Source organism: Rhizobium sp. LEGMi-198b (assembly GCF_054114205.1).
Window position 1 is genome coordinate 20,573 of the sequence record NZ_JBSYVH010000009.1, and the last position, 22,136, is coordinate 42,708.

Annotated in this window: 22 protein-coding genes; 12 read left to right on the forward strand and 10 right to left on the reverse strand. The window is 58.7% G+C overall.

Annotated features, from left to right (window positions below; genetic code table 11):
• Positions 1-11: 11 nt before the first annotated feature.
• The 3 genes from ACXHXG_RS27740 to ACXHXG_RS27750 all read right to left on the reverse strand — a co-directional run bounded on the left by ACXHXG_RS27740 (position 12) and on the right by ACXHXG_RS27750 (position 3,477).
• A complete protein-coding gene (locus ACXHXG_RS27740) occupies positions 12-1,166 on the reverse strand; it encodes an amino acid ABC transporter permease (protein WP_104822960.1) in 1,155 nt (384 codons plus the stop codon).
• Position 1,167: 1 nt separating this feature from the next.
• The gene (locus tag ACXHXG_RS27745) at positions 1,168-2,358 is read right to left on the reverse strand and encodes an amino acid ABC transporter permease (RefSeq protein ID WP_104822961.1); all 1,191 of its coding nucleotides are present in this window, start codon (positions 2,356-2,358) and stop codon (positions 1,168-1,170) included.
• Between the two features lie 93 nt (positions 2,359-2,451).
• Complete coding sequence (locus ACXHXG_RS27750; protein WP_104822962.1) at positions 2,452-3,477, reverse strand: amino acid ABC transporter substrate-binding protein; 1,026 nt, start codon at positions 3,475-3,477, stop codon at positions 2,452-2,454.
• Between the two features lie 370 nt (positions 3,478-3,847).
• On the opposite strand from ACXHXG_RS27750, the gene ACXHXG_RS27755 reads away from it, so the two are divergent.
• Positions 3,848-5,038 carry a cystathionine beta-lyase gene (locus tag ACXHXG_RS27755; protein WP_457901417.1) on the forward strand — a complete coding sequence of 397 codons (1,191 nt, stop codon included), beginning with the start codon at positions 3,848-3,850 and terminating at the stop codon, positions 5,036-5,038.
• Here ACXHXG_RS27755 and ACXHXG_RS27760 read toward each other — a convergent pair whose 3' ends face one another.
• Together ACXHXG_RS27760 and ACXHXG_RS27765 are read right to left on the reverse strand one after the other, a co-directional pair.
• The gene (locus ACXHXG_RS27760; protein ID WP_457901418.1) at positions 5,039-6,202 is read right to left on the reverse strand and encodes an FAD-dependent monooxygenase; all 1,164 of its coding nucleotides are present in this window, start codon (positions 6,200-6,202) and stop codon (positions 5,039-5,041) included.
• 29 nt (positions 6,203-6,231) lie between these two features.
• The gene (locus ACXHXG_RS27765; protein WP_028755005.1) at positions 6,232-6,477 is read right to left on the reverse strand and encodes a zinc-finger domain-containing protein; all 246 of its coding nucleotides are present in this window, start codon (positions 6,475-6,477) and stop codon (positions 6,232-6,234) included.
• Between the two features lie 199 nt (positions 6,478-6,676).
• Between ACXHXG_RS27765 and ACXHXG_RS27770 the strand changes: the two genes are divergently transcribed.
• Positions 6,677-7,459: an alpha/beta fold hydrolase gene (locus ACXHXG_RS27770; RefSeq protein WP_283050249.1), complete on the forward strand. Its 783-nt coding sequence runs from the start codon at positions 6,677-6,679 to the stop codon at positions 7,457-7,459.
• A gap of 9 nt (positions 7,460-7,468) precedes the next feature.
• Here the strand turns inward: ACXHXG_RS27770 and ACXHXG_RS27775 are convergent, their stop codons facing one another.
• The gene (locus tag ACXHXG_RS27775) at positions 7,469-8,269 is read right to left on the reverse strand and encodes an enoyl-CoA hydratase-related protein (protein ID WP_104825084.1); all 801 of its coding nucleotides are present in this window, start codon (positions 8,267-8,269) and stop codon (positions 7,469-7,471) included.
• 76 nt (positions 8,270-8,345) lie between these two features.
• Between ACXHXG_RS27775 and cysE the strand changes: the two genes are divergently transcribed.
• The 5 genes from cysE (at position 8,346) to clpA (ending at position 13,500) form a co-directional block, all read left to right on the forward strand.
• Positions 8,346-9,203 carry a serine O-acetyltransferase gene (gene cysE, locus ACXHXG_RS27780; RefSeq protein ID WP_104822966.1) on the forward strand — a complete coding sequence of 286 codons (858 nt, stop codon included), beginning with the start codon at positions 8,346-8,348 and terminating at the stop codon, positions 9,201-9,203.
• 128 nt (positions 9,204-9,331) lie between these two features.
• Positions 9,332-9,535 carry a DUF3126 family protein gene (locus tag ACXHXG_RS27785; protein ID WP_104822967.1) on the forward strand — a complete coding sequence of 68 codons (204 nt, stop codon included), beginning with the start codon at positions 9,332-9,334 and terminating at the stop codon, positions 9,533-9,535.
• Between the two features lie 414 nt (positions 9,536-9,949).
• A complete protein-coding gene (locus tag ACXHXG_RS27790) occupies positions 9,950-10,318 on the forward strand; it encodes a phasin family protein (RefSeq protein ID WP_104822968.1) in 369 nt (122 codons plus the stop codon).
• Between the two features lie 289 nt (positions 10,319-10,607).
• On the forward strand, positions 10,608-10,961 hold the full coding sequence (gene clpS, locus ACXHXG_RS27795) for an ATP-dependent Clp protease adapter ClpS (RefSeq protein ID WP_028755011.1): 354 nt from the start codon (positions 10,608-10,610) through the stop codon (positions 10,959-10,961).
• 10 nt (positions 10,962-10,971) lie between these two features.
• Positions 10,972-13,500, forward strand: coding sequence for an ATP-dependent Clp protease ATP-binding subunit ClpA (clpA, locus tag ACXHXG_RS27800; RefSeq protein ID WP_104822969.1), 2,529 nt, complete (start codon positions 10,972-10,974; stop codon positions 13,498-13,500).
• Between the two features lie 115 nt (positions 13,501-13,615).
• Here the strand turns inward: clpA and ACXHXG_RS27805 are convergent, their stop codons facing one another.
• The 4 genes from ACXHXG_RS27805 to ACXHXG_RS27820 are packed head-to-tail and all read right to left on the reverse strand — an operon-like array spanning position 13,616 to position 16,484.
• A complete protein-coding gene (locus ACXHXG_RS27805; protein WP_457901419.1) occupies positions 13,616-14,044 on the reverse strand; it encodes an HIT family protein in 429 nt (142 codons plus the stop codon).
• Positions 14,045-14,085: 41 nt separating this feature from the next.
• Complete coding sequence (locus ACXHXG_RS27810; RefSeq protein ID WP_457901420.1) at positions 14,086-15,273, reverse strand: GNAT family N-acetyltransferase; 1,188 nt, start codon at positions 15,271-15,273, stop codon at positions 14,086-14,088.
• Between the two features lie 12 nt (positions 15,274-15,285).
• Entirely contained in the window at positions 15,286-16,017 is a 732-nt protein-coding gene (locus ACXHXG_RS27815; protein ID WP_457901421.1) for a glycerophosphodiester phosphodiesterase, read from the reverse strand.
• Positions 16,017-16,484, reverse strand: coding sequence for a RidA family protein (locus ACXHXG_RS27820; protein ID WP_104822973.1), 468 nt, complete (start codon positions 16,482-16,484; stop codon positions 16,017-16,019). Before ACXHXG_RS27820 ends, ACXHXG_RS27815 begins: the two co-directional genes overlap by 1 nt.
• A 197-nt stretch (positions 16,485-16,681) precedes the next feature.
• On the opposite strand from ACXHXG_RS27820, the gene ACXHXG_RS27825 reads away from it, so the two are divergent.
• From ACXHXG_RS27825 to ACXHXG_RS27845, 5 genes are all read left to right on the forward strand, one after another.
• A complete protein-coding gene (locus tag ACXHXG_RS27825; RefSeq protein ID WP_457901422.1) occupies positions 16,682-17,506 on the forward strand; it encodes a cell envelope integrity EipB family protein in 825 nt (274 codons plus the stop codon).
• A gap of 220 nt (positions 17,507-17,726) precedes the next feature.
• A complete protein-coding gene (locus ACXHXG_RS27830) occupies positions 17,727-18,806 on the forward strand; it encodes a toxic anion resistance protein (RefSeq protein ID WP_457901423.1) in 1,080 nt (359 codons plus the stop codon).
• A gap of 5 nt (positions 18,807-18,811) precedes the next feature.
• Positions 18,812-20,383 carry a substrate-binding domain-containing protein gene (locus ACXHXG_RS27835; protein WP_457901503.1) on the forward strand — a complete coding sequence of 524 codons (1,572 nt, stop codon included), beginning with the start codon at positions 18,812-18,814 and terminating at the stop codon, positions 20,381-20,383.
• A 7-nt stretch (positions 20,384-20,390) separates the two neighbouring features.
• Positions 20,391-21,008 carry a 5-bromo-4-chloroindolyl phosphate hydrolysis family protein gene (locus tag ACXHXG_RS27840; RefSeq protein WP_104822976.1) on the forward strand — a complete coding sequence of 206 codons (618 nt, stop codon included), beginning with the start codon at positions 20,391-20,393 and terminating at the stop codon, positions 21,006-21,008.
• A complete protein-coding gene (locus tag ACXHXG_RS27845) occupies positions 21,008-22,114 on the forward strand; it encodes a hypothetical protein (RefSeq protein ID WP_457901424.1) in 1,107 nt (368 codons plus the stop codon). Before ACXHXG_RS27840 ends, ACXHXG_RS27845 begins: the two co-directional genes overlap by 1 nt.
• Positions 22,115-22,136: the final 22 nt, after the last annotated feature.

The window sequence follows — 22,136 nt, forward strand, 5'->3', positions numbered from 1 at the left end:
TCCCTCGGTTTTTATCGTTTGTGGCCAGTATCGAGATGGCGTTCCATGAAGCCTGAATAGCGCGACATGCTGAAGCAGAACAGCCAAAATATGAAACCGGCAAACACCAGTCCCGTAATCGGCGTCACGGCGCTTGCCCAGTTCGGGTCGGAAAAGTTCTGACGAACGATACCGAGCAGATCGAACATGCTGATGATCGACACCAGCGACGTGTCCTTGAACATGCCGATGTAGGTGTTGACGATCCCGGGTATCACCAGCTTGATCGCCTGCGGCAGAACAATCAAGCGCATCTTCTGCCAGTAGCCGAGACCAAGCGAATCGGCACCTTCGAATTGGCCCTTCGGCACAGCCTGAAGACCGCCGCGGATAACTTCGGCGATGTAGGCCGAGGTAAACATCGAGACACCGACCACGGCGCGCAGCAATTTATCCACCGTCCAGCCCTGCGGAAGGAAGAGCGGCAGCATGACGCTGGCCATGAACAATACCGTGATCAGCGGAATGCCACGGATGATTTCGATGTAGAGCACTGACAGCATGCGGATGACGGGCATTTTCGAACGCCGTCCGAGTGCAAGCATAATGCCGAGCGGAAAGGAGACCACGATCGCGACAAAGGAAAGGACCAGCGTCACCATGAGGCCGCCCCATTTCTGCGTTTCCACGACCTCCAGGCCAAAGCCACCGTAAAGCAGGAAAAATGCGACGATCGGCAGCACGATGAATGCCAGGATGGCATTCAATCCTTTTCTCGGCACCGACGGTATCAGCATCGGCACAAACAGGATGATGGTGATAATCGCAACGAGAGCCGGCCGCCAACGTTCTTCCGGCGGGTAAAGACCGACCATGAAGATGGTGAACTTCGCCCGGACGAACGCCCAGCAAGCGCCGCTCCAGCCATCCGGTTGTGTTCCGCCTTGCACGGTGGTCGCACAGAAGGTGCGATCGGCACCGCTCCAGGCGGCTTGGATGAACAGCCAGTTGACAATATGCGGAACGGCCCAAGCGAGGAAGGCTATCGCAAGGATGGTCAGAACCACGTCTTTCGGCGTCGCCAGCAGATTTTTTCTGAGCCAGTGAACGACGCCCTTTTCGCTCGATGGAGCCGGCAGTTGCGGAAGGATTGTTTTGCTTACAAAGCTTTGGCTTCCGTTGGACATCTTATCTCTCCACCAAAGCCATCTTGGCGTTGAACCAATTCATGAACAGGGAGGTCGCTATGCTCAGCGCAAGGTAGATGACCATCCAGATCACAAAGACTTCGATCGCGCGGCCGGACTGATTGAGAATGACGCCACCGACGGCGACCAGATCGGCATAGCCGATCGCGATCGCGAGCGAGGAGTTCTTCGTCAGGTTGAGATACTGGCTCGTCAACGGCGGAATGATGATGCGCATTGCCTGGGGAATGACGATGAGCCGGGTGATGGCTGGGGCGCGAAGCCCTAGCGCGCCGGCCGCTTCCGATTGCCCCTTGGCTACGGCGCGAATGCCGCCGCGAACGATTTCGGCGATGTAGGAGGCGGTGTAGAAGGAAAGCGCCAGGAACAGCGAGATGAATTCCGGCCCAATGACAGAGCCGCCGGTCAGATTGAACTTGCCGGCGACCGGATAGTCAAAGGAGAGCGGCATGCCGGCTGCGAAGAAGGTCAGGAGCGGCAAGGCGATGAATATGGCCACAGACACCCAGATGGTGTGAAACTGTTGACCGGTCGCCGCCTGGCGCTTGTGCGCCCAGCGGGCCATGAAGAATATGGCCACGATGGCGACCACAATCGCGATGCCGACAGCCCACATGCCGCTAGCGAAAATCGGGCTCGGAAAGGCAAGGCCGCGATTGCTGAGATAGCTGGAGAACGGCAGATGCACGGCCTCGCGCGCCTGTGGCAGCAGCACCAGAACGCCGCTATACCAGAAGAAGATGACGAGCAGCGGCGGGATATTGCGGAACAGCTCGACATAGGCCTGGCAAAGCTTCGCGATCAGCCAGTTGTGCGAAAGCCGGCCGATGCCGACGATGAAGCCGATGATCGTCGCCGCAATGATACCTGATACTGCGATGAGAACGGTATTGAGCAGGCCGACGATGAGCGCTTGGATGTTGGTGGAATCGCTCGAAAATGGAATCAGCGCTTGGCCGAGATTGAAACCGGCGCGTCCGCCGAGAAAAGCAAATCCAAAAGGCTGGTTCGACGCACGCAGATTTTCGACGGTGTTGTGAATAATGAATCCGACGAGCGCCAACAGAATGATGACGGTAAGAACCTGGTAAACCAGACCTCGGACTTTGGGATTATTGATCGCTGATCCGGACGAGCGTTCGCCTTCGGGCGAATTTATTGTAATTGCCATGCAGACTTTTTCCCCTCTATGCCCGTTTCGGGCTTGTTTTCTTAAGGGAGGAAAGGCGGCGAGCCGCCTTTCCCAATGTCATACGATCACGGTTCAGCGAATCGGCGGTGCGTACTGAATGCCACCCTTGTTCCAGAGGGCGTTCAGGCCACGCTGAATCTTCAGCGGGCTGCCGGCACCGATGTTGCGGTCGAAGACTTCGCCGTAGTTGCCGACGCCCTTGATGACGTTGTAGGCCCAGTCGTTGGTCAAGCCGAGGTCGGTGCCGATCGTCGAGCCCTGCTCGACGCCGAGGAAGCGCTTGATATCCGGATTGGCCGAGCTTTTCATCTCGTCGACGTTCTTCTGCGTAATGCCGAATTCTTCGGCATTGATCAGAGCATAAGCGGTCCAGCTTACGATATCGAACCACTGGTCGTCGCCCTGGCGAACGGCCGGTCCAAGCGGCTCCTTGGAAATGATTTCCGGCAGAACGACGTTATCGTCAGGGTTCTTCAGGGTCAGGCGCAGCGCGTAGAGGCCGGACTGGTCGGTGGTGTAAACGTCGCAACGGCCGGAGTCGTAAGCCGCGTTGACTTCTTCGAGCTTGTCGAAGACCACCGGATTGTACTGAAGATTGTTGGTCTTGAAGTAGTCGGCGAGGTTGAGCTCGGTCGTCGTACCGGACTGAACGCAAACGGCCGCGCCGGAGAGTTCCAGAGCCGACTTCACGTTAAGTTCCTTGCGAACCATGAAGCCCTGGCCGTCATAGTAGGTAACCGGACGGAAGTTGAGGCCGAGCGCGGTATCGCGGTTGATCGTCCAGGTCGTGTTGCGAGAAAGCAGGTCGATTTCACCGGACTGCAGTGCGGTGAAGCGGTCTTTCGCGCTAAGAGGGGTGTATTTTACCTTGGTTACGTCGCCAAAGACAGCCGCAGCGACGGCCTTGCAAAGATCGACGTCGAAACCGGCATAGTTGCCGGAGGCATCGGGCTGCGAGAAGCCAAGAAGGGCGCTATTTACGCCGCATTGAACAAAGCCCTTGGCCTTCACATCGCTGAGCGTCGAAGCCGACGCGCCAGAAGCGGTGTATGCCAAGGCTGCCGCTCCGAGGAATACGGACAGAGCAATCTTTTTCATCTTTCCCAACCTTTGTCTATTATAGTTAAAGCGTATCGCTCCCGAAGCAGGCTCTCGGAGAACCGTGTTCCTCACTCTCCCGGTGCGAGTGGTTCTATCACAGTCGCAAATGCATTTCCGGTCAAGACGCCGCCTAAATTATTGAGAAATAATTCGGAGTTTTCATCTGTTTCGGCTCGAAAGCGAGCGGTTGGCTTCTATTTGGGCAGCATTTTGCCAAAAAACTGCGCGGAAATGACGTATTTATTCCGCCATTCCGGTATTTTAGCTAATACCTAATATTAGGATTCGCTGGATCGCTCGGGGTTGACCCCGCCGGGCTTGGCAGCCACTAATCGAAGTCCCCACAGCGCCAAAGGCATACCCAGACATGAAAGACAAAGACACATTGCTGCAAAACGCCGGCATCAACACGCGTTTGTCCCACATCGGCAATTCGCCCTCCGATTTCCATGGTTTCGTCAATCCGCCGGTCGTGCATGCCTCGACGGTACTGTTTCCGAATGCGCGAACCATGGAGACGCGCGACCAGAAATATACCTATGGCACGCGCGGCACGCCGACGACCGATGCGCTTTGCGACGCTATCGATGCGCTGGAGGGATCGGCGGGAACGATCCTGGTGCCCTCCGGGCTTGCGGCGATCACCGTGCCTTTCCTTGGCTTTCTCTCCGCAGGCGACCACGCCCTGATCGTCGATTCGGTTTATGGGCCGACGCGTATCTTCTGCGATACCATGCTGAAGCGTCTCGGCGTCGAGGTCCAATATTACGACCCGTTGGTCGGCGCCGGCATCGAGCAACTGATTAAGCCGAACACCAGGCTGGTGCACACCGAAGCGCCGGGCTCCAATACCTTTGAAATGCAGGATATTCCCGCGATCTCGGCCGTCGCTCATCGCCATGGCTGCGTCGTCACCATGGACAATACCTGGGCAACGCCCCTTTATTTCAAGCCGCTGGATCATGGGGTCGATATCTCCATTCATGCGGCAACGAAATATCCGGCCGGTCACTCCGATATTCTGCTGGGAACGGTATCCGCCAATGCGGCCCATTGGGACCAGTTGAGGGAAGCCAATATCCAGCTCGGCATCTGCGGCGCGCCGGACGATGCCTATCAGGTGCTGCGGGGCCTGCGCACCATGGGCGTGCGCCTGGAACGGCATCAGGAAAGCGCGCTCGCCATCGCGCAGTGGCTCGAGAGCCGCGAGGACGTCGCGCGCGTGCTGCATCCGGCATTGCCAAGCTTCCCAAGTCACGAACTTTGGAAGCGCGACTTCAAGGGATCGAGCGGCATCTTCTCCTTTGTGTTGGCCGTCGACCGTCCGGAGAAATTCAGGACCAAGGCGCACGCCTTCCTCGACGCGCTGCGGATTTTCGGTCTGGGTTATTCCTGGGGCGGCTTCGAGAGCCTCGCACTGCACGTCAATCTCAACGACCGGCGCATCAGCAAGGCGCCGCCGGAAGGGCCGGTCCTGCGCCTGCAGATCGGTCTTGAGGACGTCGCCGATATCAAGGCCGATATCGAAAAGGGTCTCGCTGCAGCGAAAGAGGCCTGATCAGCCGATAGCGCGATAGCCGTAGATCCAATCCAGGTCCGCCGCGAGACTTTGCGGCGGACGCATGGAGAGAACAAAATCACGGGCCAGTCGCACTGGTCCGCGAGCATGATAGGCAAATTGGTTGAAGGCGGCGCGCTGGCGCAGGCGCGCAATGCGCGGCATACGGTGCTTTTCGAAAAGATCGAGCGCTTCGGCGAGGGGGCGTGAGGCCACCATGCCGGCAAGTTCGAAGGCATCCTCGATCGCCATGGCGGCACCTTGCGCCGCAAAGGGCATCATCGCATGCGCTGCATCGCCGATTAATATGACATCCTTGCCATTGTGCCAGCGACCGACGCTCGCTTCGTAGAGCGGCCAGAAGGTGGCTTGCTCCTGGCGTTCGAGCATTGCCGTGATGGCATCGTTCCAGCCTGAGAAGCGCTGCAGAAGATGCTCGCGTTGCGCCTTGGTGCCGGCGGCGCTCCAATCATGGCTCGAAGTGCTTCCGGAGATGTTCGCCACCATGTTGAAGGCGGCATGTTCCTTGATCGGATAGCAGACGAGGTGTGCCGAAGGACCGAGAAACGCCGTCACGCTCGATCTGTCGAGTACGCTTGGGGCGGATGCCTCGGGGATGATGAAACGCCAGGCGATATTACCGGAGAAATGCGGCGAGGGGCCATCGGGCACCAATGCGCGCACCTTCGACCAGACGCCATCGGCGCCGACGATCAGATCCGCATCCCCACCGGTGGCGGCGTCCACCGCTTGTCTGTCCGTTGCATCGATGGGGCGGCCGAGATGCAATGTGCAAAGCGGATTGGCTGTCACCGCGTCGAGAAGCGCCTTTTGCAGCGTGGCGCGGTGAACGGCGCCATAGGGAGAGCCCCAGCGTTTCCTGGCGAAGGTGCCGCAGGGTACGGATGCGATCAGCCGCAAGGATGAACCGGAGAGGAGCCGCACTTCCGTCGGTTCCAGCCAGACAGGCTGGAGAGCATCGAGCACGCCGAGCGTGTCGAGGATGAGGGATGCGTTGGGAGAAATTTGCAGGCCGGCGCCGACTTCGGCCAGCGCTTCGGCCTGTTCGAAAATCGCGGCGCGAATGCCGTGTCTCGCCAGCGCCAGCGCCGCGGTAAGGCCGGCTATTCCGGCACCGATGATCGCGGCGGTCTTGATCGGCATTCAGCTATGTCCGATCCGCTCTCGGGATATCAAGCGGCCTTGAAGTGGAAGACGCAGCCGGCCGGATTGGTTTCATCCGCTTTCAGCGACGGATTGTAGCGATAGAGCGTCGAGCAGTAGGAGCAGACCTTCTCGCTTTCATCGCCCATGTCGATGAAGATATGCGGATGGTCGTATGGGACCGAGGCGCCGGTGCACATGAATTCCTTCACGCCGATCTCGATAACGCGGTGTCCGCCGTCGTTCTGGAAATGGGGAATGTTGTGGCCGGCCATGATGATCTCCGAATGCGTCTTGCCTAGATGGCATGAATGTTGCGCCAGACTTGATTGCCCCTCTTTATAATCCTTCTCGCCGATTGTGTAGTGCGAAAGTCCGGCTCGGCGCACAGATTTTCGCAAGCGCGGGGTTCACCTGATATTGCCGATAAAATAAGGTCCGCAGCAAAGAGACGATGTTCACGAAGATCTTCCCATGAATTTGAATAGTCCTGCCTTTTCCTATTTCACTCATGACGGGCTCAAGCTGGCCTATTTCGACGAAGGCGATCCGAACGGCGCGCCGGTTCTGTTGATTCACGGTTTTGCCTCGACCGCGATTGCCAATTGGGTCAATCCGGGCTGGCTGAAATCGCTGGGCGAGGCCGGTTACCGCGTCATCGCCATCGATAACAGAGGTCACGGCTTGAGCGACAAAGCCTATGATGCCGAGGCCTATCGTCCTTGGGTCATGGCGGAAGACGCGGTTGCGCTGCTCGATCATCTCGGCATTCCGGCGGCCCATATCATGGGATATTCCATGGGCGCGCGCATCTCGGCTTTTCTGGCGATCGCCCATCCCGATCGTGTCCGCTCGCTCGTATTCGGCGGGTTGGGCATCGGCATGATCGATGGTGTCGGAGATTGGGATCCGATCGCCGATGCGCTATTGGCGCCATCGGTTGACGATGTCACGCATCTGCGCGGCCGCATGTTCCGCGCCTTCGCCGATCAGAACAAGAGCGATCGTGAGGCGCTCGCCGCCTGCATCAGAGGCTCGCGTGATCTGGTCGCCAAGGAAGATGCGGCAAAGATTAAGGCGCCGACCCTGATCGGCGTCGGCACCAAGGATGACATTGCCGGTTCGCCTCAGGAACTCGCGGCGCTGATGCCGCATGCCGAGGCGCTGGATATCCCGAACCGGGACCACATGCTCGCCGTCGGCGACAAGGTATTCAAACAGGCTGTCCTGGAATTCTACCAACGCCTCGCCAACTGATAGATTAAGTCACTTCCCGGTGAAATGCGGTTTTCGCCGCGCGGCAAAGGCTGCGCGGCCCTCGGCATAGTCGGCGCTGTCGAAGGTCTCGGCACCGATCACCTCCGCCTCGCGCAGCAGGTCGCTATCCTGTTCGAGCACGGCACGAACCGCGAGCTTCGAGGCATGCAGTGCGATCGGCGCATTGGCGGCAATCGCGCGGGCGAGAGCCGAAACTTCGCCGTCGAATGCGTCGACTGCGATCTCTTCCAACAGAAAGCCGGCCGCGACCATCTTGCCGGCCGACATCGGTGCGCCGGTGAAAAGCGTGACCTTGGCCATCTGCGGTCCGAGCGCGTTGACGATGTCTTGCACCGCGTCCGCAGGGTAGGCGATGCCGAGGCGCACGGCTGGCACCGAGAAACGCGCGCCTTCCTCGGCGACACGCAGATCGCAGGCGGCAGCAATGCCAAAGCCGCCGCCGTAACAGATGCCGCGGATCGCCGCGATCGTCGGTACTCGGCAATGGCGGATCGCGGTGAAGGCGGCGCTGTTCAGCGCCTCGTAGGCGACAGCAGTTTCGGCATCCTTGCGCAGGCTGTCGAATTCGCTGATATCGGCGCCGGTCGAAAAATCCTGCGCCGCGCCGCGGATGACGATCACATGCGCATGTGCCTTGTCGGTCAAAAGGCGAATGGCCTGGGGTATGGCGCGCCACATCGCCGCAGTGAGGGCGTTCTTGCGGTCGGGATTATCGATGGTGAGAGTGCCAATGGCGTCGCTGCACGTAGCGCGCAGGAAACCGCCAGCAAAATCATGCTCAAAACTCATGCGCGCCGAACCCATTTATGTTGCCGGAGTTTTACTCTATATAATGTTTCACCGACAGGAAATCAGGAGACCGTCAATGGTCGCAGCAACGGACATTCGCCAGGTTGAAGGCGTGGGGCCGGTAAAGGTCGTCGATCCCATCTGGGGCAGCGTGCGCGAGGAAGCACGCGCGGCCGCCGAGCGGGATCCGCTTCTGGCCGCCTTCCTCTATTCCACGATCATCAATCACCGGTCGCTTGAAGAATGCGTCATCTATCGCATCTGCGAACGTCTCGACCATCCGGACATGCAGGGCATCCTGCTGCGCCAGACCTTTGAGGAAATGCTGGCCGATTGGCCGGAATGGGGCTCGATCCTGCGCGTCGATATTCAGGCCGTCTACGACCGCGATCCGGCTTGCCTGCGCTTCATGGAGCCGGTCCTCTATTTCAAGGGCTTCCACGCCCTGCAGACGCATCGTCTGGCCCATTGGCTGCTCAATCGCGGTCGCCGGGATTTTGCGCTCTATCTGCAGAGCCGGTCCTCCAGCGTTTTCCAGACCGATATCAACCCGGCTGCGCGCATCGGCAAGGGCATCTTCCTTGATCATGCGACCGGCCTGGTGGTCGGCGAAACGGCCGTCATCGGCGACAACGTCTCGATCCTGCACGGCGTCACTCTCGGTGGCACCGGCAAGGAAGGCAGCGACCGTCATCCAAAGATCGCCCATGGCGTGCTGATCGGCGCCGGCGCCAAGATCCTCGGCAATATCCAGATCGGCCATTGCTCGCGCATCGCTGCCGGCTCGGTGGTGCTGAAGGAAGTGCCGCCGAAGACGACGGTGGCCGGTGTGCCGGCCAAGGTGGTCGGTGAAGCCGGCTGCTCGGAGCCATCCCGCTCTATGGATCAACTCCTAGCCGAGCAGGTCGACCAAATCATGGGTGCCGGAATCTAACGGAAATCCCGCCTGACTGTCAGGGTTTTGCGTCGGCGGCAAAGGCTGAAGGCGCGCTTCCGGTCTTTACACCGCCGCTTTTCCTATGCAAGAAGCGGCCAAGCTGAAAATCCTCACGGAGATGAATTGTGAAGCCTGACGAAATCAAGAAGCTCGACACCTACTTCAAACGCACGTTCAACCCGCAGATGGTGGTCAAAGCCCGCCCGCGCAAGAACGATTCCGCAGAAGTCTATCTTGGCGAAGAGTTCTTGGGCGTTGTCTACATCGACGACGAAGACGGCGACCGTTCCTACAATTTTTCCATGGCCATCCTGGACGTCGATCTCTAATCGACAGCGTGGCCGTTTGGCGCGCTCGACCTCTGGTCGATCCCGCGGTTTCCAACAAAGCTGGTATCAGAGAACCGCATTTCACTGAAATGCGGTTCTTTTTTTGAAAAATCACCCTGCAGTAGGCTAAACGCTATTCATTTGCGATCGAATTTAGTCGATTGCCTGCCGAAATTCTTTTTTTCATCGAAATCGAATATTTCTACCTAAGCCTTAAGTTGTAGCTCGTTTGATATATATTAGCAAAAACAGAAGGATGCCTTCCACGCGCTCCTACGGTCATTGCTTTGTCATTGGAAATGCAATCCTGGGTCGATATTGCGCCGCACAAGACTGCTTGACTATTTGTGCGTCGCATTTAGATTTTTTCCCGTAACCCGGCCGTCGGCCAAACCAACAAAGGGACGGAGAAGCATGTTCAATTTCGATGAAGCGAACAAGAAGGGCAAGGAAGCCATGGACACGGCGCTGAAGAGCTATTCCGATGTCACCAAGGGTTTCCAGGCGATTGCTGCTGAAGCCGCCGAATACTCCAAGAAGTCCTTCCAGGACGGCGTTGCGCATTTCGAAACGCTGGCCGGCGTCAAGAGCTTCGAGGCTGCTTTCGAACTGCAGACCGGCTTCGTAAAGTCTTCCTATGAAAACTTCGTTGCCGAAGCGACCAAGCTGGGCGAAATGTACGCCGATCTCGCCAAGACCGTGTACAAGCCGTACGAAGCTCCGGTTGCCGCCGCCACCAAGGCTGCCGGCAAAACCCCCGCTTCGGTTGCACCTGCTGCATAAGCACCTCGCTTAAGCACAGTGAATTTACGAAAGACCGGCTGCGCAACCCGCGGCCGGTCTTTTGCGTTGCCGATTTCCGATCTTGGCCCGATCGTCGCCGCGACTTTTTTGATCATGACCCACTTTGGCAACGAATTCTGATTGCAGTGTCCGGTAGGGGGCTTAAAATCGCACCAATATGAACTAAGTTAGGGGTTCGGATATCCGGCCCGACAGAGTCAGTTACCCAATCCAGTTTGCCAAGTCGGAATGCGATAGCTTCTGCCGGATGATTTGAGGAATGAATGAAATGATCGCTGAGCCGATCCGGATGCAAAACGACAGCGAAAGGAACGGGGACAACGGAAATCGCGGGACCTCGGTGATCACGCGCACCAAGCCCAAAACCAAGAAACCCAACCTGTACCGCGTGCTGCTTCTGAACGACGACTACACGCCCATGGAATTTGTGATCCATATCCTGGAGCGTTTCTTCCAAAAGGATCGAGAGAGTGCCACCCGCATCATGCTTCATGTCCACAATCACGGCGTCGGCGAATGCGGGATATATACATATGAAGTAGCTGAAACGAAGGTGAGCCAGGTGATGGATTTTGCCCGGCAGCACCAGCATCCGCTGCAATGTGTTATGGAAAAGAAGTGAGGATCTGAACGTGCCAACATTTTCGCCTAGTCTTGAGAAGGCGCTGCATCAGGCACTGACCTACGCGAACGAGCGGCATCACGAATATGCCACGCTGGAACATCTGCTTTTGGCTTTGGTGGACGACGCCGATGCCGCGGCTGTCATGGGCGCGTGCAATGTTGATCTCGACGCGCTCCGTAAGACGCTGACTGAATACGTCGATAATGAACTTTCAAATTTGATCACCGGTTATGACGAGGATTCGAAGCCGACGTCCGGTTTCCAGCGCGTCATCCAGCGCGCCGTCATCCATGTTCAATCCTCGGGCCGCGAGGAAGTAACGGGTGCCAACGTTCTCGTCGCGATCTTTGCGGAACGGGAAAGCCATGCGGCCTTCTTCCTGCAGGAGCAGGAAATGACCCGCTACGATGCGGTCAACTACATCTCCCACGGCATCGGCAAGCGGCCGGGGTCCTCCCAGACCCGGACACCGCGCGGCGCCGAGGATACCGAATCCGAAAGCAAGCCGACCTCCCGCGGCGAGCAGGAGGAAGGTAACAATAAGAAGCAGCAGGATGCTCTGAAGGCCTATTGCGTCAATCTCAATGAGAAGGCGAAAAGCGGCAAGATCGACCCGCTGATCGGCCGCAACTCCGAAGTCAGCCGCACCATCCAGGTGCTGTGCCGCCGTTCGAAGAACAACCCGCTCTACGTCGGCGACCCCGGCGTCGGCAAGACCGCGATCGCCGAAGGTCTTGCCAAGCGCATTGTCGAGGGCAAGGTGCCCGAAGCTTTGGCCGACGCGACCATCTTCTCGCTCGACATGGGCACGCTGCTTGCCGGGACCCGCTATCGCGGTGACTTCGAAGAGCGTCTGAAGCAGGTGGTCAAGGAGCTGGAAGAATATCCGGGCGCCGTGCTGTTCATCGATGAGATCCATACTGTCATCGGTGCTGGTGCCACCTCCGGCGGCGCGATGGATGCGTCGAACCTGCTGAAGCCGGCCCTGTCTTCCGGTGCGATCCGCTGCATCGGTTCGACCACCTATAAGGAATACCGTCAGTTCTTCGAAAAGGACCGGGCACTCGTCCGCCGCTTCCAGAAGATCGACGTCAACGAGCCGACCATTGAGGATGCTATCGAAATCATGAAGGGCCTGAAGCCCTATTTCGAAGAGTATCATCACCTTCGCTACTCGAACGACGCCATCAAGACGGCGGTCGAGCTGTCGGCTCGCTATATCTCCGACCGCAAGCTGCCGGATAAGGCGATCGACGTGATCGACGAAACAGGTGCTGCGCAAATGCTGCTGCCGCCGTCGAAGCGCCGCAAGCTGATCACCGAAAAGGAGATCGAAGCGACGATCGCGACCATGGCCCGCATTCCGCCGAAGACGGTTTCCAAGGATGACGAGATGGTTCTCGCCAACCTCGAGCAGGAACTGCGTTCGGTCGTCTACGGTCAGGATACTGCAATCGAAGCGCTTTCGACCTCGATCAAGCTCGCCCGTGCCGGCTTGCGCGAACCGAACAAGCCGATCGGCTGCTATGTCTTCTCTGGCCCGACCGGTGTCGGCAAGACGGAAGTCGCCAAGCAGCTTGCTTCCTCGCTCGGCGTCGAGCTGCTGCGCTTCGACATGTCGGAATATATGGAGCGTCACACGGTTTCCCGTCTGCTCGGCGCACCTCCCGGCTATGTCGGCTTCGATCAGGGTGGCTTGCTGACCGACGGCGTCGACCAGCATCCGCACAGCGTCGTCCTGCTCGACGAAATCGAGAAGGCGCATCCGGATATTTTCAATATCCTGCTGCAGGTCATGGACCATGGCGCACTGACCGACCACAATGGCAAGAAGATCGACTTCCGCAACGTCATCCTCATCATGACGACCAATGCTGGCGCCTCGGAAATGGCCAAGTCCGCCATCGGCTTCGGCTCGTCCAAGCGTACGGGCGAGGATGAAGAGGCTCTCAACCGGCTCTTCACCCCGGAGTTCCGCAACCGTCTGGATGCGACCATTCCGTTCGCAGCGCTGCCGACCACGGTCATCCACAAGGTCGTGCAGAAGTTCATCATGCAGCTCGAGGCTCAGCTTTCCGAACGGAACGTTACCTTCGATCTGCACGAGGACGCGATCGCCTGGCTTTCCGAGAAGGGTTACGACGACAAGATGGGTGCCCGCCCGCTGGCACGCGTCATCCAGGAACACATCAAGAAGCCGCTGGCGAACGAAATCCTCTTCGGCAAGCTGAAGAAGGGCGGCGTCGTCAAGGTCACCGTCGGTAAGAAGGAAGACGGTACGACCGGCATCCTGCTCGACTCCATCGCAGATACCGCGCCGATCCGGCCGAAGCCGGAAGCCGAAGTGGTCGACTCCGTGGTCGATGTGGAAGAGGATGACGGAGACACCGTCAAGACCAGAAGCCGCGTCGGCAAGGCTGGCAGCGCTTCCGACGCTCGCCGCTCGCCGAAGACGCCGTCCTCTGCCAGCGATGGCGAGTCGGATAACAAGTCGTTGCGCAAGGGCAGCACGGTGCCGAAGGTGCCGCGCAAGTAACCGGCGATTAATTGACTGAAAAAATAGAATGGCTGCATTGGCGACAATGCAGCCATTTTCATATGTTTATAAACTATATCTCATAAAAAGATTTAGGAGGATCGGCGCCTTTCGATCAGCGCAGGAGTTCGATGATCTTCTTGGCATTCTCCGCCAGAACCGCACTATCTTCCATCTTGCCGGAATGCGGCTTCAGGGCGATGCCCTCGTGGCGCGGGATGATGTGGAAATGCAGGTGGAACACCGTTTGACCGGCGGCCGGCTCGTTGAACTGGGCGATATAGACGCCATCCGCATCGAAAGCCTCCTGAATCGCGACCGCGACTTTCTGAACCGTGGTAATCAGATGCGGCAAAGTGCTGGGATCGGCGTCGAGAAGGTTCCGCGAAGGGGACTTCGGCAGCACCAGCGTATGGCCGGGCGCCTGTGGCATGACATCCATGAAGGCGACCGTGTGTTCATCTTCGTAGACACGATAGGACGGGATCTCGTCTTTCAGGATCTTCGCGAAAATATTGTTGGCGTCATAGGCGGGGCTGGTCATCCAGGGTCTCCTCGTCTTCCGATTACAATTGTCCAGAGCAGCTAGATATCTTGCCGCTCGCCTTTGCGGAAGGGGCTGTGCTCGGCCAGAATTTCACTCATCTCCTCCACTTGCTCGCGCTCATGTTTGAGATAGTCGGCAACCGCGCGGCGCAAGCCTTGATGGCCGATATAATGCGCCGAATGCGTGATCACCGGCAGATAGCCGCGGGCGAGCTTGTGTTCGCCCTGCGCGCCGGCTTCGACGCGCTTCAGCCCCTTGGCCAGCGCGAAATCGATGGCCTGATGATAGCAGACTTCAAAGTGCAGGAAGGGATGATCTTCGATGCAGCCCCAATGCCGCCCATAGAGCGTTTCGCCGCCGATGAAGTTGATCGCCCCTGCGATATAGCGGCCCTCGCGTTTGGCCATCACCAGCAGGATGTCGTCGGCCATCCGCTCGCCGATCAGCGAGTAGAACTTGCGGGTGAGATAGGGACGGCCCCATTTGCGGCTGCCGGTATCCATATAGAAGGTGAAGAACTGGTCCCAGATCCGCTCGGTGAGATCGCTGCCGGTCAGCCAGTCGATGCTGATGCCGCCTTCAAGGGCGGTGCGACGCTCCTTTTTCAGCGCCTTGCGCTTGCGCGACGCCAGCGTTTCCAGGAAGGCATCATGATTGGCATAACCATCGTTGATGAAGTGGAACTGCTGGTCGGTACGATGCAGATAGCCATCGCCTTCGAAGACGGAAATCTCTTCTTCCGGCAGGAAGGTAATGTGGGCTGAGGAGACGCCGAGCTGCCGGGTCACCTCCTTCAGGCTTTCGGCTAGCGCCGGCTGGATCACAGTGCGATCCTGCCCCTCGGCAACAAGCAGGCGCGGGCCGGTTGCCGGCGTGAAGGGAATGGAGCACTGCAGCTTCGGATAATAACGGCCGCCCGCGCGCTCGAAGGCATCGGCCCAGCCGTGATCGAAGACATATTCACCCTGGCTGTGATTCTTGAGATAGCCGGGCACGGCGCCGATCAACTGGCCGCTATCGGTTTCGAGCAGCAGGTGATTGCCGAGCCAGCCGGTTTTATCAGTGGCGGAGCCTGACTCCTCCAGCGAGGACAGAAAAGCATGCGAGACAAACGGATTATACGGCAACACCGTACCCGCTCTCGATGCCCCGGCGAGCTTGGACCAGCCCTCCGGAGCGATGTTTTTGAAGGAACGTTCGACTCGAATGGATAATTCGTCTGTCATCAAATTCGTCTGTTACGAAGAAAGGGCAGGGCTCTCCCTTGGGTCGAACCCTTCGAAGGTCATTTGGTCTGCGTTGGCGAATGTGTGTTTACGGGCCGCTTCGTCGCGCACGGTCCAGGTGATGACCGGGATGCCGCGCTGGCGCTGCGCCGTGATGAAGGGGTTGGGCAGGTGGCCATAGAAATACGAGATGAAGTCTAGCCCAAGCTGCATGGCTTCGTCATGCTTAAAAAATGTCTCGGGCTCGTTTCCATCCGCCGTTAGGCCGACAGGGTAGGGCGCGTTAAGCGCCTTCAGATCCTTGAGCAGCCAATGGTCGAAGCTCATCAGCGCGACAGGGCCTTTATAGCCTTCAAGCACTTCCAGCACGGATTCTGCAAAGCCCTCGTCGTCGCCTTCGCGGCCCTTGAGCTCCAGCACCAGCGGTACCTTGCCATCGCAGAGCTTGAGGAGCTGTTTCAGCGTCGGGATCTTGTCGTTGGTGCCGCCGACAGAAAGCAGGCCGAGTTCGGCCGAGGTACGGTCACGAAGCTGGCCGGGGAGATTGCAGACGCGCTGGAGGTCGTCGTCATGAAAGACGACCGGAACGCCGTCGGCTGCATAATGCAGATCGCATTCAATGGAAAAACCCGCCTCGATTGCCCGGCCAAAGGCCGACAGCGTGTTTTCCCAAACCTGCTTGTTCATGTCGTGATAGCCGCGATGGGCGACAGGACGTTCGGTAAGCCAGGCAATCTTGCTCATTATGCGATTTCCATGATGGCATCGATCTCGACGGCGGCGTTCAGCGGCAGCGCCGCCATGCCGACCGCGGCGCGCGCATGCTTGCCAGCGTCGCCAAGTACATTTGCCAGAAGATTGGAGGCGCCGTTGATCACAAGATGTTGTTCGACGAATTCGGGTACCGAAGCGACGAAACCGTTCAGCTTGATGATGCGCTTGATGCGGCCGAGATCGCCATCCAAGGCCGCCTTCGCCTGGGCGAGGATATTGATGGCGCAAAGCTCGGCAGCGCGTTGGCCGCCGGCAACGTCGACATCCTTGCCGAGAAGGCCGGTGACGCCGAGCTTGCCGTTTTCCATCGGCAACTGCCCGGACAAATAAAGAAGATTGCCGCTGATGACATAGGGTACATAGTTTGCGGCCGGCGCAGCGGCCTGAGGCAGGACGATGCCAAGCTCCTTCAGACGGCTCTCGATAGCGTCGGACATTTTCATCTCCCGTTTTGTTGTAAAATCTTCAAAAATCCGGCATCAAGCTTAGATTCCCTTTGCCGGGCGCGAGGCGATCTTGGACGAGATAACGCCAAATCAAAAGGCAGAGCGAGATGACGAATTGATGACGGGCCGCCTCACTCTAGCCGAAGCGTTCTTATAGCATCGCGTGCGAGTCCAACAGGAGATAATGAATGTTCCGCTCGAGTCTTGCCGCCGTTATCGTTTCGAGTTTAGGCGTCGCGTCTCTGGGCGCCTCCGCCGCCGCGGCGGGTCCGACTGGGTTGATCGCGCATCGCGCCGTCTACGATCTCGAACTGAAGGACGCCTCAGACCGATCGGGCATCGCCGGCATGTTTGGCCGTATGGTCTATGAGTTCGACGGCTCCGACTGCACCGGTTTCACCACCAATTTCCGTTTCGTCACACAGATCGACACGGGTGATTCAACGCGCGTCAGCGACCAGCAGACGACCACATTCGAGGATCTCGTCAAGCGCACTTTCCGCTTCGAGACCAAATCCTATACGGACGATCAACTCGACAAGGACGTGCGCGGCGCGGCGGCCGACGATCAGAAGGGCATTAAGGTCGATCTGACCCAGCCAAAAGCGAAGCAGATCGAACTCATCCAGAGCCGCTTTCCGACAGAGCATATGCTCGACATCATCCATAATGCCAAGCTGGGCAGGAATTTCTTCGAGGCCGAGGTTTTCGACGGCTCCGATGATGGGGATAAGTCGTTGATCGCAACAACCGTCGTCGGTAAGCAGTCGACGCCCGCAACCGATGACCCCGATGCCGAAAAGGCCGGCATCTTCGCCAAGACACCGTTCTGGCCGGTGACCGTCGCCTATTTCAACGACAAGTCCAAGGGTGACGCCATCCCGGTCTACCGTATGTCGTTCAAGCTCTACGAAAACGGCATCACCCGCGACCTCACCATGGACTATGGTGATTTCGTTCTGACCGGCAAGCTCTCCAAGCTTGAAGTACTCGACACCAAGGCCTGCCAATAGGCTTTGGGAGGGCCCAGCCACAACGCAAAATCTTCGTCATAAAACTGTGTCCGAAGCTTCACTATTCTGGGAAGCATTCGGCACGCCCGTGAGTGAGTCTCAGTTCCGCAGTGCCGATCTGAAATTGTAGCGGGCCATGCGGGCCGCGCCGGTTATTGAAGAATGATCGGCAGATGTTCCGCAGTCCAGGTCCGTGTTGATAGACGAGAAAGCACGAGCTATGGCCAATACTGATCTCGCCCCGACCGCAAGCACCACTTTGCCGGTCGTTGCCGCTGATCCGGCGGAAATCGCCCGCATCGGCGACACCATCGATCTGACCGACCGCGCCGGCATTTCCGTTTACGGCGACCGCGCCCAGCAGTCCGTCTCCGACTATTCCGACCGGATTCTCCGCGAGGTCCGCAATCGGGATCTCGGCGAAGTCGGCAAGTTGCTGACCGATATCATCATCAAGTCGAAGAAGCTCGACCCGGCATCGCTGAAGGATGAGGGCTTTCTTTCCAAGATTTTCTCGTCGTTCAAGGCCCGCCTGGAGCGCTTCAAGGAGGAATTCGAGGATGTGGCCGGCCAGATCGACCGCATTGGCCTCGAGCTCGACCGGCATAAGGATACGCTGCGCCGCGACATCGCACTTCTCGACGATCTTCACGAGGAGACGAAGCAGTCCATCCTGCAGCTCGACGCCTATGTGCAGGCTGGCAAGACTTTCGCAGAGCGTTTTCGCAGTGTCGAACTGCCGAAGTTGAAAAGTGCCGCCGAGGCCGCGGCTGCCAATCCCGGCGGCGGTATGCTGGAGGCTCAGACCTATCAGGACAGCTTGCAGGCCCTCGACCGATTGGAGAAGCGGGTGTTCTACCTGCAGCAGGCGCGCCAGCTCGGCATTCAGCAATTGCCGCAGATCCGCATCGTGCAGGCCGGTGACGAGACGCTGATCGAGAACCTGCAGGCGACGTCGGCGCTGACGGTGCCGGCCTGGAGGCAGAAGATGGTGATCCTGCTTGGGCTGTCGAGGCAGAAATCAGCGCTTGAGCTGCAGAAGACCGTGACCGACGCCACCAACGACATGATCCGACAGGCGTCCGAGATGATGAAGGACCAGGCGATTGCCATCGAACAGCAGTCGCAGCGCGGTATCGTCGATATCGATACGCTCGCTGCCGCCAACCGTGACCTGATCGATACGATCAACGGTGTCCTGAAGGTGCAGGAAGAAGGCCGCAGGAAGCGCGCTCAGGCTGAGCAGCAGATGGAGAAAATGACCATCGATCTCAAGAAAGCGATGATCGAGGCGCGATGAGCGGCATGATGATCCGCACACTCCTCACCGGCCTGGCGCTGACGGCAGCTCTAGCCCTGACGGGCTGCAATTCCGGCGCAGGACCGAAGTTCTCGATCGTCTCCGGCTCGGAAAACACCGTTATCCAGCCGATCGTCGAAGAATTCTGCAAGCAGAAGAGCGCGACCTGCAGCTTCACCTACGAAGGCACGCTGGATATCGGCCTTGCGCTGCAAAGCAATGAGGGTGTCGAGCAGGACGCGGTCTGGCCGGCATCGAGCGTCTGGGTTGACATGTTCGACACCAAACGCCGGGTGAAGTCCCTGACCTCGGTGGCACAGACACCGGTCATCCTCGGCGTGCGCAAATCCAAGGCGCAGGCGCTCGGCTGGATCGGCAAGCCGGTCTTTATGAAGGACATATTGGCGGCAGTGAAGAGCGGCTCGCTGAAGTTTCTCATGACCTCGGCAACCCAGTCCAATTCAGGCGCGAGCGCCTATTTGGCTATGCTCTCCAGCGCGCTTGGCAATAAACCCGTTATCGAGCCGGGCGATCTCGACAAGCCCGACCTCCAAGGCACCGTCAGGGCGTTGCTTGCTGGGGTCGAACGCTCGTCCGGGTCCTCCGGCTGGCTCGCGGACCTCTACACGGACTCCGCTGGCAAGGGCGTGCTCTACGATGCCATGTGGAATTACGAAGCGGTGCTGAAGGAGACCAACGACAAGCTTGTCGGCATGGGCAAGGAGCCGCTCTATGCGATCTATCCGGCCGACGGTGTGGCGATTGCGGATTCACCGATCGGCTTTATCGATCATGGACGCGGTCCTGAGGTCGAGACCTTCTTCAACGAACTCGTTGCCTATCTGCGTTCCGCGCCTGTGCAGAAGCGTATTGCCGATACCGGCCGCCGCATTCCGTTGGGAGACGTCGCCGCCAAAGCGGACCCGAATTGGAATTTCGATCCGACCCGGCTCGTAACGGCGATCCGCATGCCGGAGCCGGCTGTGATTCGCCAGGCGCTCGATCTCTATCAGGGCGCTTTGCGTAAGCCTTCGCTAACAGCTCTTTGTCTCGACTTCTCCGGTTCGATGGGAGGCAAGGGCGAACAGCAATTGCAGGCGGCCATGCAGTTTCTGTTCAATCCAAATGAAACTGGCAAGGTGCTGGCGCAATGGACGCCGGCGGATCGCATCATGGTCATTCCTTTCGACAGCCGCGTGCGGACGACCCTTTTGGCGACGGGCGACCCGGCGCAACAGAAGAGCCTTGTCGAGAAGGTGTCGCTGCAGCATGCCGATGGCGGTACCGATATGTACGCCTGCGCAAGCCGAGCGCTTGATCGCATGAAGGATACCCCAAATCTGTCGTCCTATCTGCCGGCGATCGTCATCATGACCGATGGAAAGTCCGAGGATGCAAGCCGCGATTTTCTGAGCGAGTGGACGGCAACCAACCCGCATGTGCCGGTCTTCGGCATCACCTTTGGCGACGCCGACAAGTCGCAGCTTGATGCCTTGACCAAGGCGACATCGGGGCGTGTATTCGATGGCCGCGGCGATCTCGTCAGCGCGTTCCGCGCTGTGCGTGGTTACAACTAGGACAGCAATGCGTAACTGGTTCGGCAATGACTGGAATTGGATCGTGGCGGGGCTTGCCGCTGCGATCGTCGTTCCCGTCTTGAGCTTCTTTGCGAAGATGCCATTGTGGATCGCGGCCGTCATCGGTCTGCTCGTCTTTGCAGGTCTTGTCTTCACCCTGTCGCCGCGCCGGCTTTTCGAAGGTCTGGATGCCAAAGCCATCGGCAGGGGACGTCTCGATTTCGCGCGTGATCTCTTGAATGCGGCTGCACCGGCGGCGCAAAGGCTGGAAGCCTCGGCGGACCACATTACCAACAAGGTGACGGCAAAGCGCGTGCGGCATCTGGCCGAAATCGCCGCAGATGTCTTTGCCAAGGTGGAGGCGAGCCCGGAAAGCGCCGGCACCGTACGGCGGTTCCTCAGTTACTATCTGCCGCGCGCGGCTGAAGTCGCCGAGGGTTTCGCCACCCTCGAGGCCAAACGCGTGCCCGACCAGAAGCGATTGCAGGATGTGGAGCTGGTGCTCACCAAGCTTGAGGACGCCTTCGTGCATTATTCGGATAGCCTCGTCGACGACAGGCTCGACACGTTGGACACGGAACTGCGCCTCATACAGGCTTCGCTCAAAGAGGATATCGGACGCTGATGGTCATTTCTCGCCGCGCCTTTGGAGTGGGACTTCTTGCTGCCAGCGTCGCCGGCACCGGCGGCTATTTCGCCGCGAAGGACAGGCCGGAGTTCCAGGGGCTACTCGGCAACCGCACGAAACTCTTCGGTTTCATCGGCGGGGAGAAAGAATCCTTTCTGGCTGACGAGGATGTCGTCGGCGCCCTGCGGGGCTACGGACTGGATATAGATACGCGTGTGGCCGGCTCCGTCGAGATGGTGCGCGAGCAGGCGCTTCTGCAGCAGAACCCCGCTTTCCTCTGGCCATCCTCCTCGATCATGGTCGATATCGCCCGGCAGAACGGCATCAAGATCCGCAACGACCGTGTCGTGCTGAATACGCCGGTGGTTGTCTACACCTGGCAGCCGGTGGTCGACGGATTGATAAAATCCGGGCTGGTTACTGTGACACCCACGGGACAGCATCAGCTTGATCTGAAGGCATTGCTCGATGCCGTCCTTGCAGGAACGAACTGGTCCAAGCTCGGGGTCGCCTCGCTCTACGGGCAGGCGCGCATCGTATCGACCGATCCGAATCGCTCCAATTCCGGCTTCATGTTTGCCGGATTGGTGCTGAGCCTATTTGCCGGCAACGTCGCGACTGCCGCCGATCTCACACAGTCCGGCGACAAGGCGCAGACGATCTTCCGCAACATGGGTTTCAAGTCGCCGTCATCCGGCAAGCTTTTCGATCAATATCTGGCCGGCGGTCTTGGTGGCGAACCGATGATCGTCGGCTACGAGAATCAGTTGGTCGAATGGATCATCGCCGATCCCGAACGCTGGAAGCGCGTTCAAGCGAGCTCGACGGCAAAGCCCGTCGTCCTCTACCCGCATCCGACCGTCTATTCCTCGCATCCTCTGATCGTCGTCGACGAGACCGCCAACCGACTGATGGATGCGCTGACAAGCCCGAAGCTGCAGGAACTTGCCTGGACCAAGCACGGTTTCCGTGGACCATTGGGCACGGCGACCGGAAATGCACATGAGGCCATTGCGGGCCTGCTGCCGGATGAAATCGACGCGGTCTTGCCCATGCCGGACGCCAACGTCATGCTGGCGCTGCTCAATAAGGTCGCGAGCTGAGGGCAGGGGTCTGTCGCATTTT

What these genes read in the sequence shown, in the direction of transcription:
- ACXHXG_RS27740 (WP_104822960.1), bottom strand. Translation starts at nt 1,166, where the DNA reads ATGTCCAACGGAAGCCAAAGCTTTGTAAGCAAAACAATCCTTCCGCAA.
- ACXHXG_RS27745 (WP_104822961.1), bottom strand. Translation starts at nt 2,358, where the DNA reads ATGGCAATTACAATAAATTCGCCCGAAGGCGAACGCTCGTCCGGATCA.
- ACXHXG_RS27750 (WP_104822962.1), bottom strand. Translation starts at nt 3,477, where the DNA reads ATGAAAAAGATTGCTCTGTCCGTATTCCTCGGAGCGGCAGCCTTGGCA.
- ACXHXG_RS27755 (WP_457901417.1), top strand. Translation starts at nt 3,848, where the DNA reads ATGAAAGACAAAGACACATTGCTGCAAAACGCCGGCATCAACACGCGT.
- ACXHXG_RS27760 (WP_457901418.1), bottom strand. Translation starts at nt 6,202, where the DNA reads ATGCCGATCAAGACCGCCGCGATCATCGGTGCCGGAATAGCCGGCCTT.
- ACXHXG_RS27765 (WP_028755005.1), bottom strand. Translation starts at nt 6,477, where the DNA reads ATGGCCGGCCACAACATTCCCCATTTCCAGAACGACGGCGGACACCGC.
- ACXHXG_RS27770 (WP_283050249.1), top strand. Translation starts at nt 6,677, where the DNA reads ATGAATTTGAATAGTCCTGCCTTTTCCTATTTCACTCATGACGGGCTC.
- ACXHXG_RS27775 (WP_104825084.1), bottom strand. Translation starts at nt 8,269, where the DNA reads ATGAGTTTTGAGCATGATTTTGCTGGCGGTTTCCTGCGCGCTACGTGC.
- cysE (WP_104822966.1), top strand. Translation starts at nt 8,346, where the DNA reads ATGGTCGCAGCAACGGACATTCGCCAGGTTGAAGGCGTGGGGCCGGTA.
- ACXHXG_RS27790 (WP_104822968.1), top strand. Translation starts at nt 9,950, where the DNA reads ATGTTCAATTTCGATGAAGCGAACAAGAAGGGCAAGGAAGCCATGGAC.
- clpS (WP_028755011.1), top strand. Translation starts at nt 10,608, where the DNA reads ATGATCGCTGAGCCGATCCGGATGCAAAACGACAGCGAAAGGAACGGG.
- ACXHXG_RS27805 (WP_457901419.1), bottom strand. Translation starts at nt 14,044, where the DNA reads ATGACCAGCCCCGCCTATGACGCCAACAATATTTTCGCGAAGATCCTG.
- ACXHXG_RS27810 (WP_457901420.1), bottom strand. Translation starts at nt 15,273, where the DNA reads ATGACAGACGAATTATCCATTCGAGTCGAACGTTCCTTCAAAAACATC.
- ACXHXG_RS27815 (WP_457901421.1), bottom strand. Translation starts at nt 16,017, where the DNA reads ATGAGCAAGATTGCCTGGCTTACCGAACGTCCTGTCGCCCATCGCGGC.
- ACXHXG_RS27820 (WP_104822973.1), bottom strand. Translation starts at nt 16,484, where the DNA reads ATGTCCGACGCTATCGAGAGCCGTCTGAAGGAGCTTGGCATCGTCCTG.
- ACXHXG_RS27825 (WP_457901422.1), top strand. Translation starts at nt 16,682, where the DNA reads ATGTTCCGCTCGAGTCTTGCCGCCGTTATCGTTTCGAGTTTAGGCGTC.
- ACXHXG_RS27830 (WP_457901423.1), top strand. Translation starts at nt 17,727, where the DNA reads ATGGCCAATACTGATCTCGCCCCGACCGCAAGCACCACTTTGCCGGTC.
- ACXHXG_RS27835 (WP_457901503.1), top strand. Translation starts at nt 18,812, where the DNA reads ATGATGATCCGCACACTCCTCACCGGCCTGGCGCTGACGGCAGCTCTA.
- ACXHXG_RS27840 (WP_104822976.1), top strand. Translation starts at nt 20,391, where the DNA reads ATGCGTAACTGGTTCGGCAATGACTGGAATTGGATCGTGGCGGGGCTT.
- ACXHXG_RS27845 (WP_457901424.1), top strand. Translation starts at nt 21,008, where the DNA reads ATGGTCATTTCTCGCCGCGCCTTTGGAGTGGGACTTCTTGCTGCCAGC.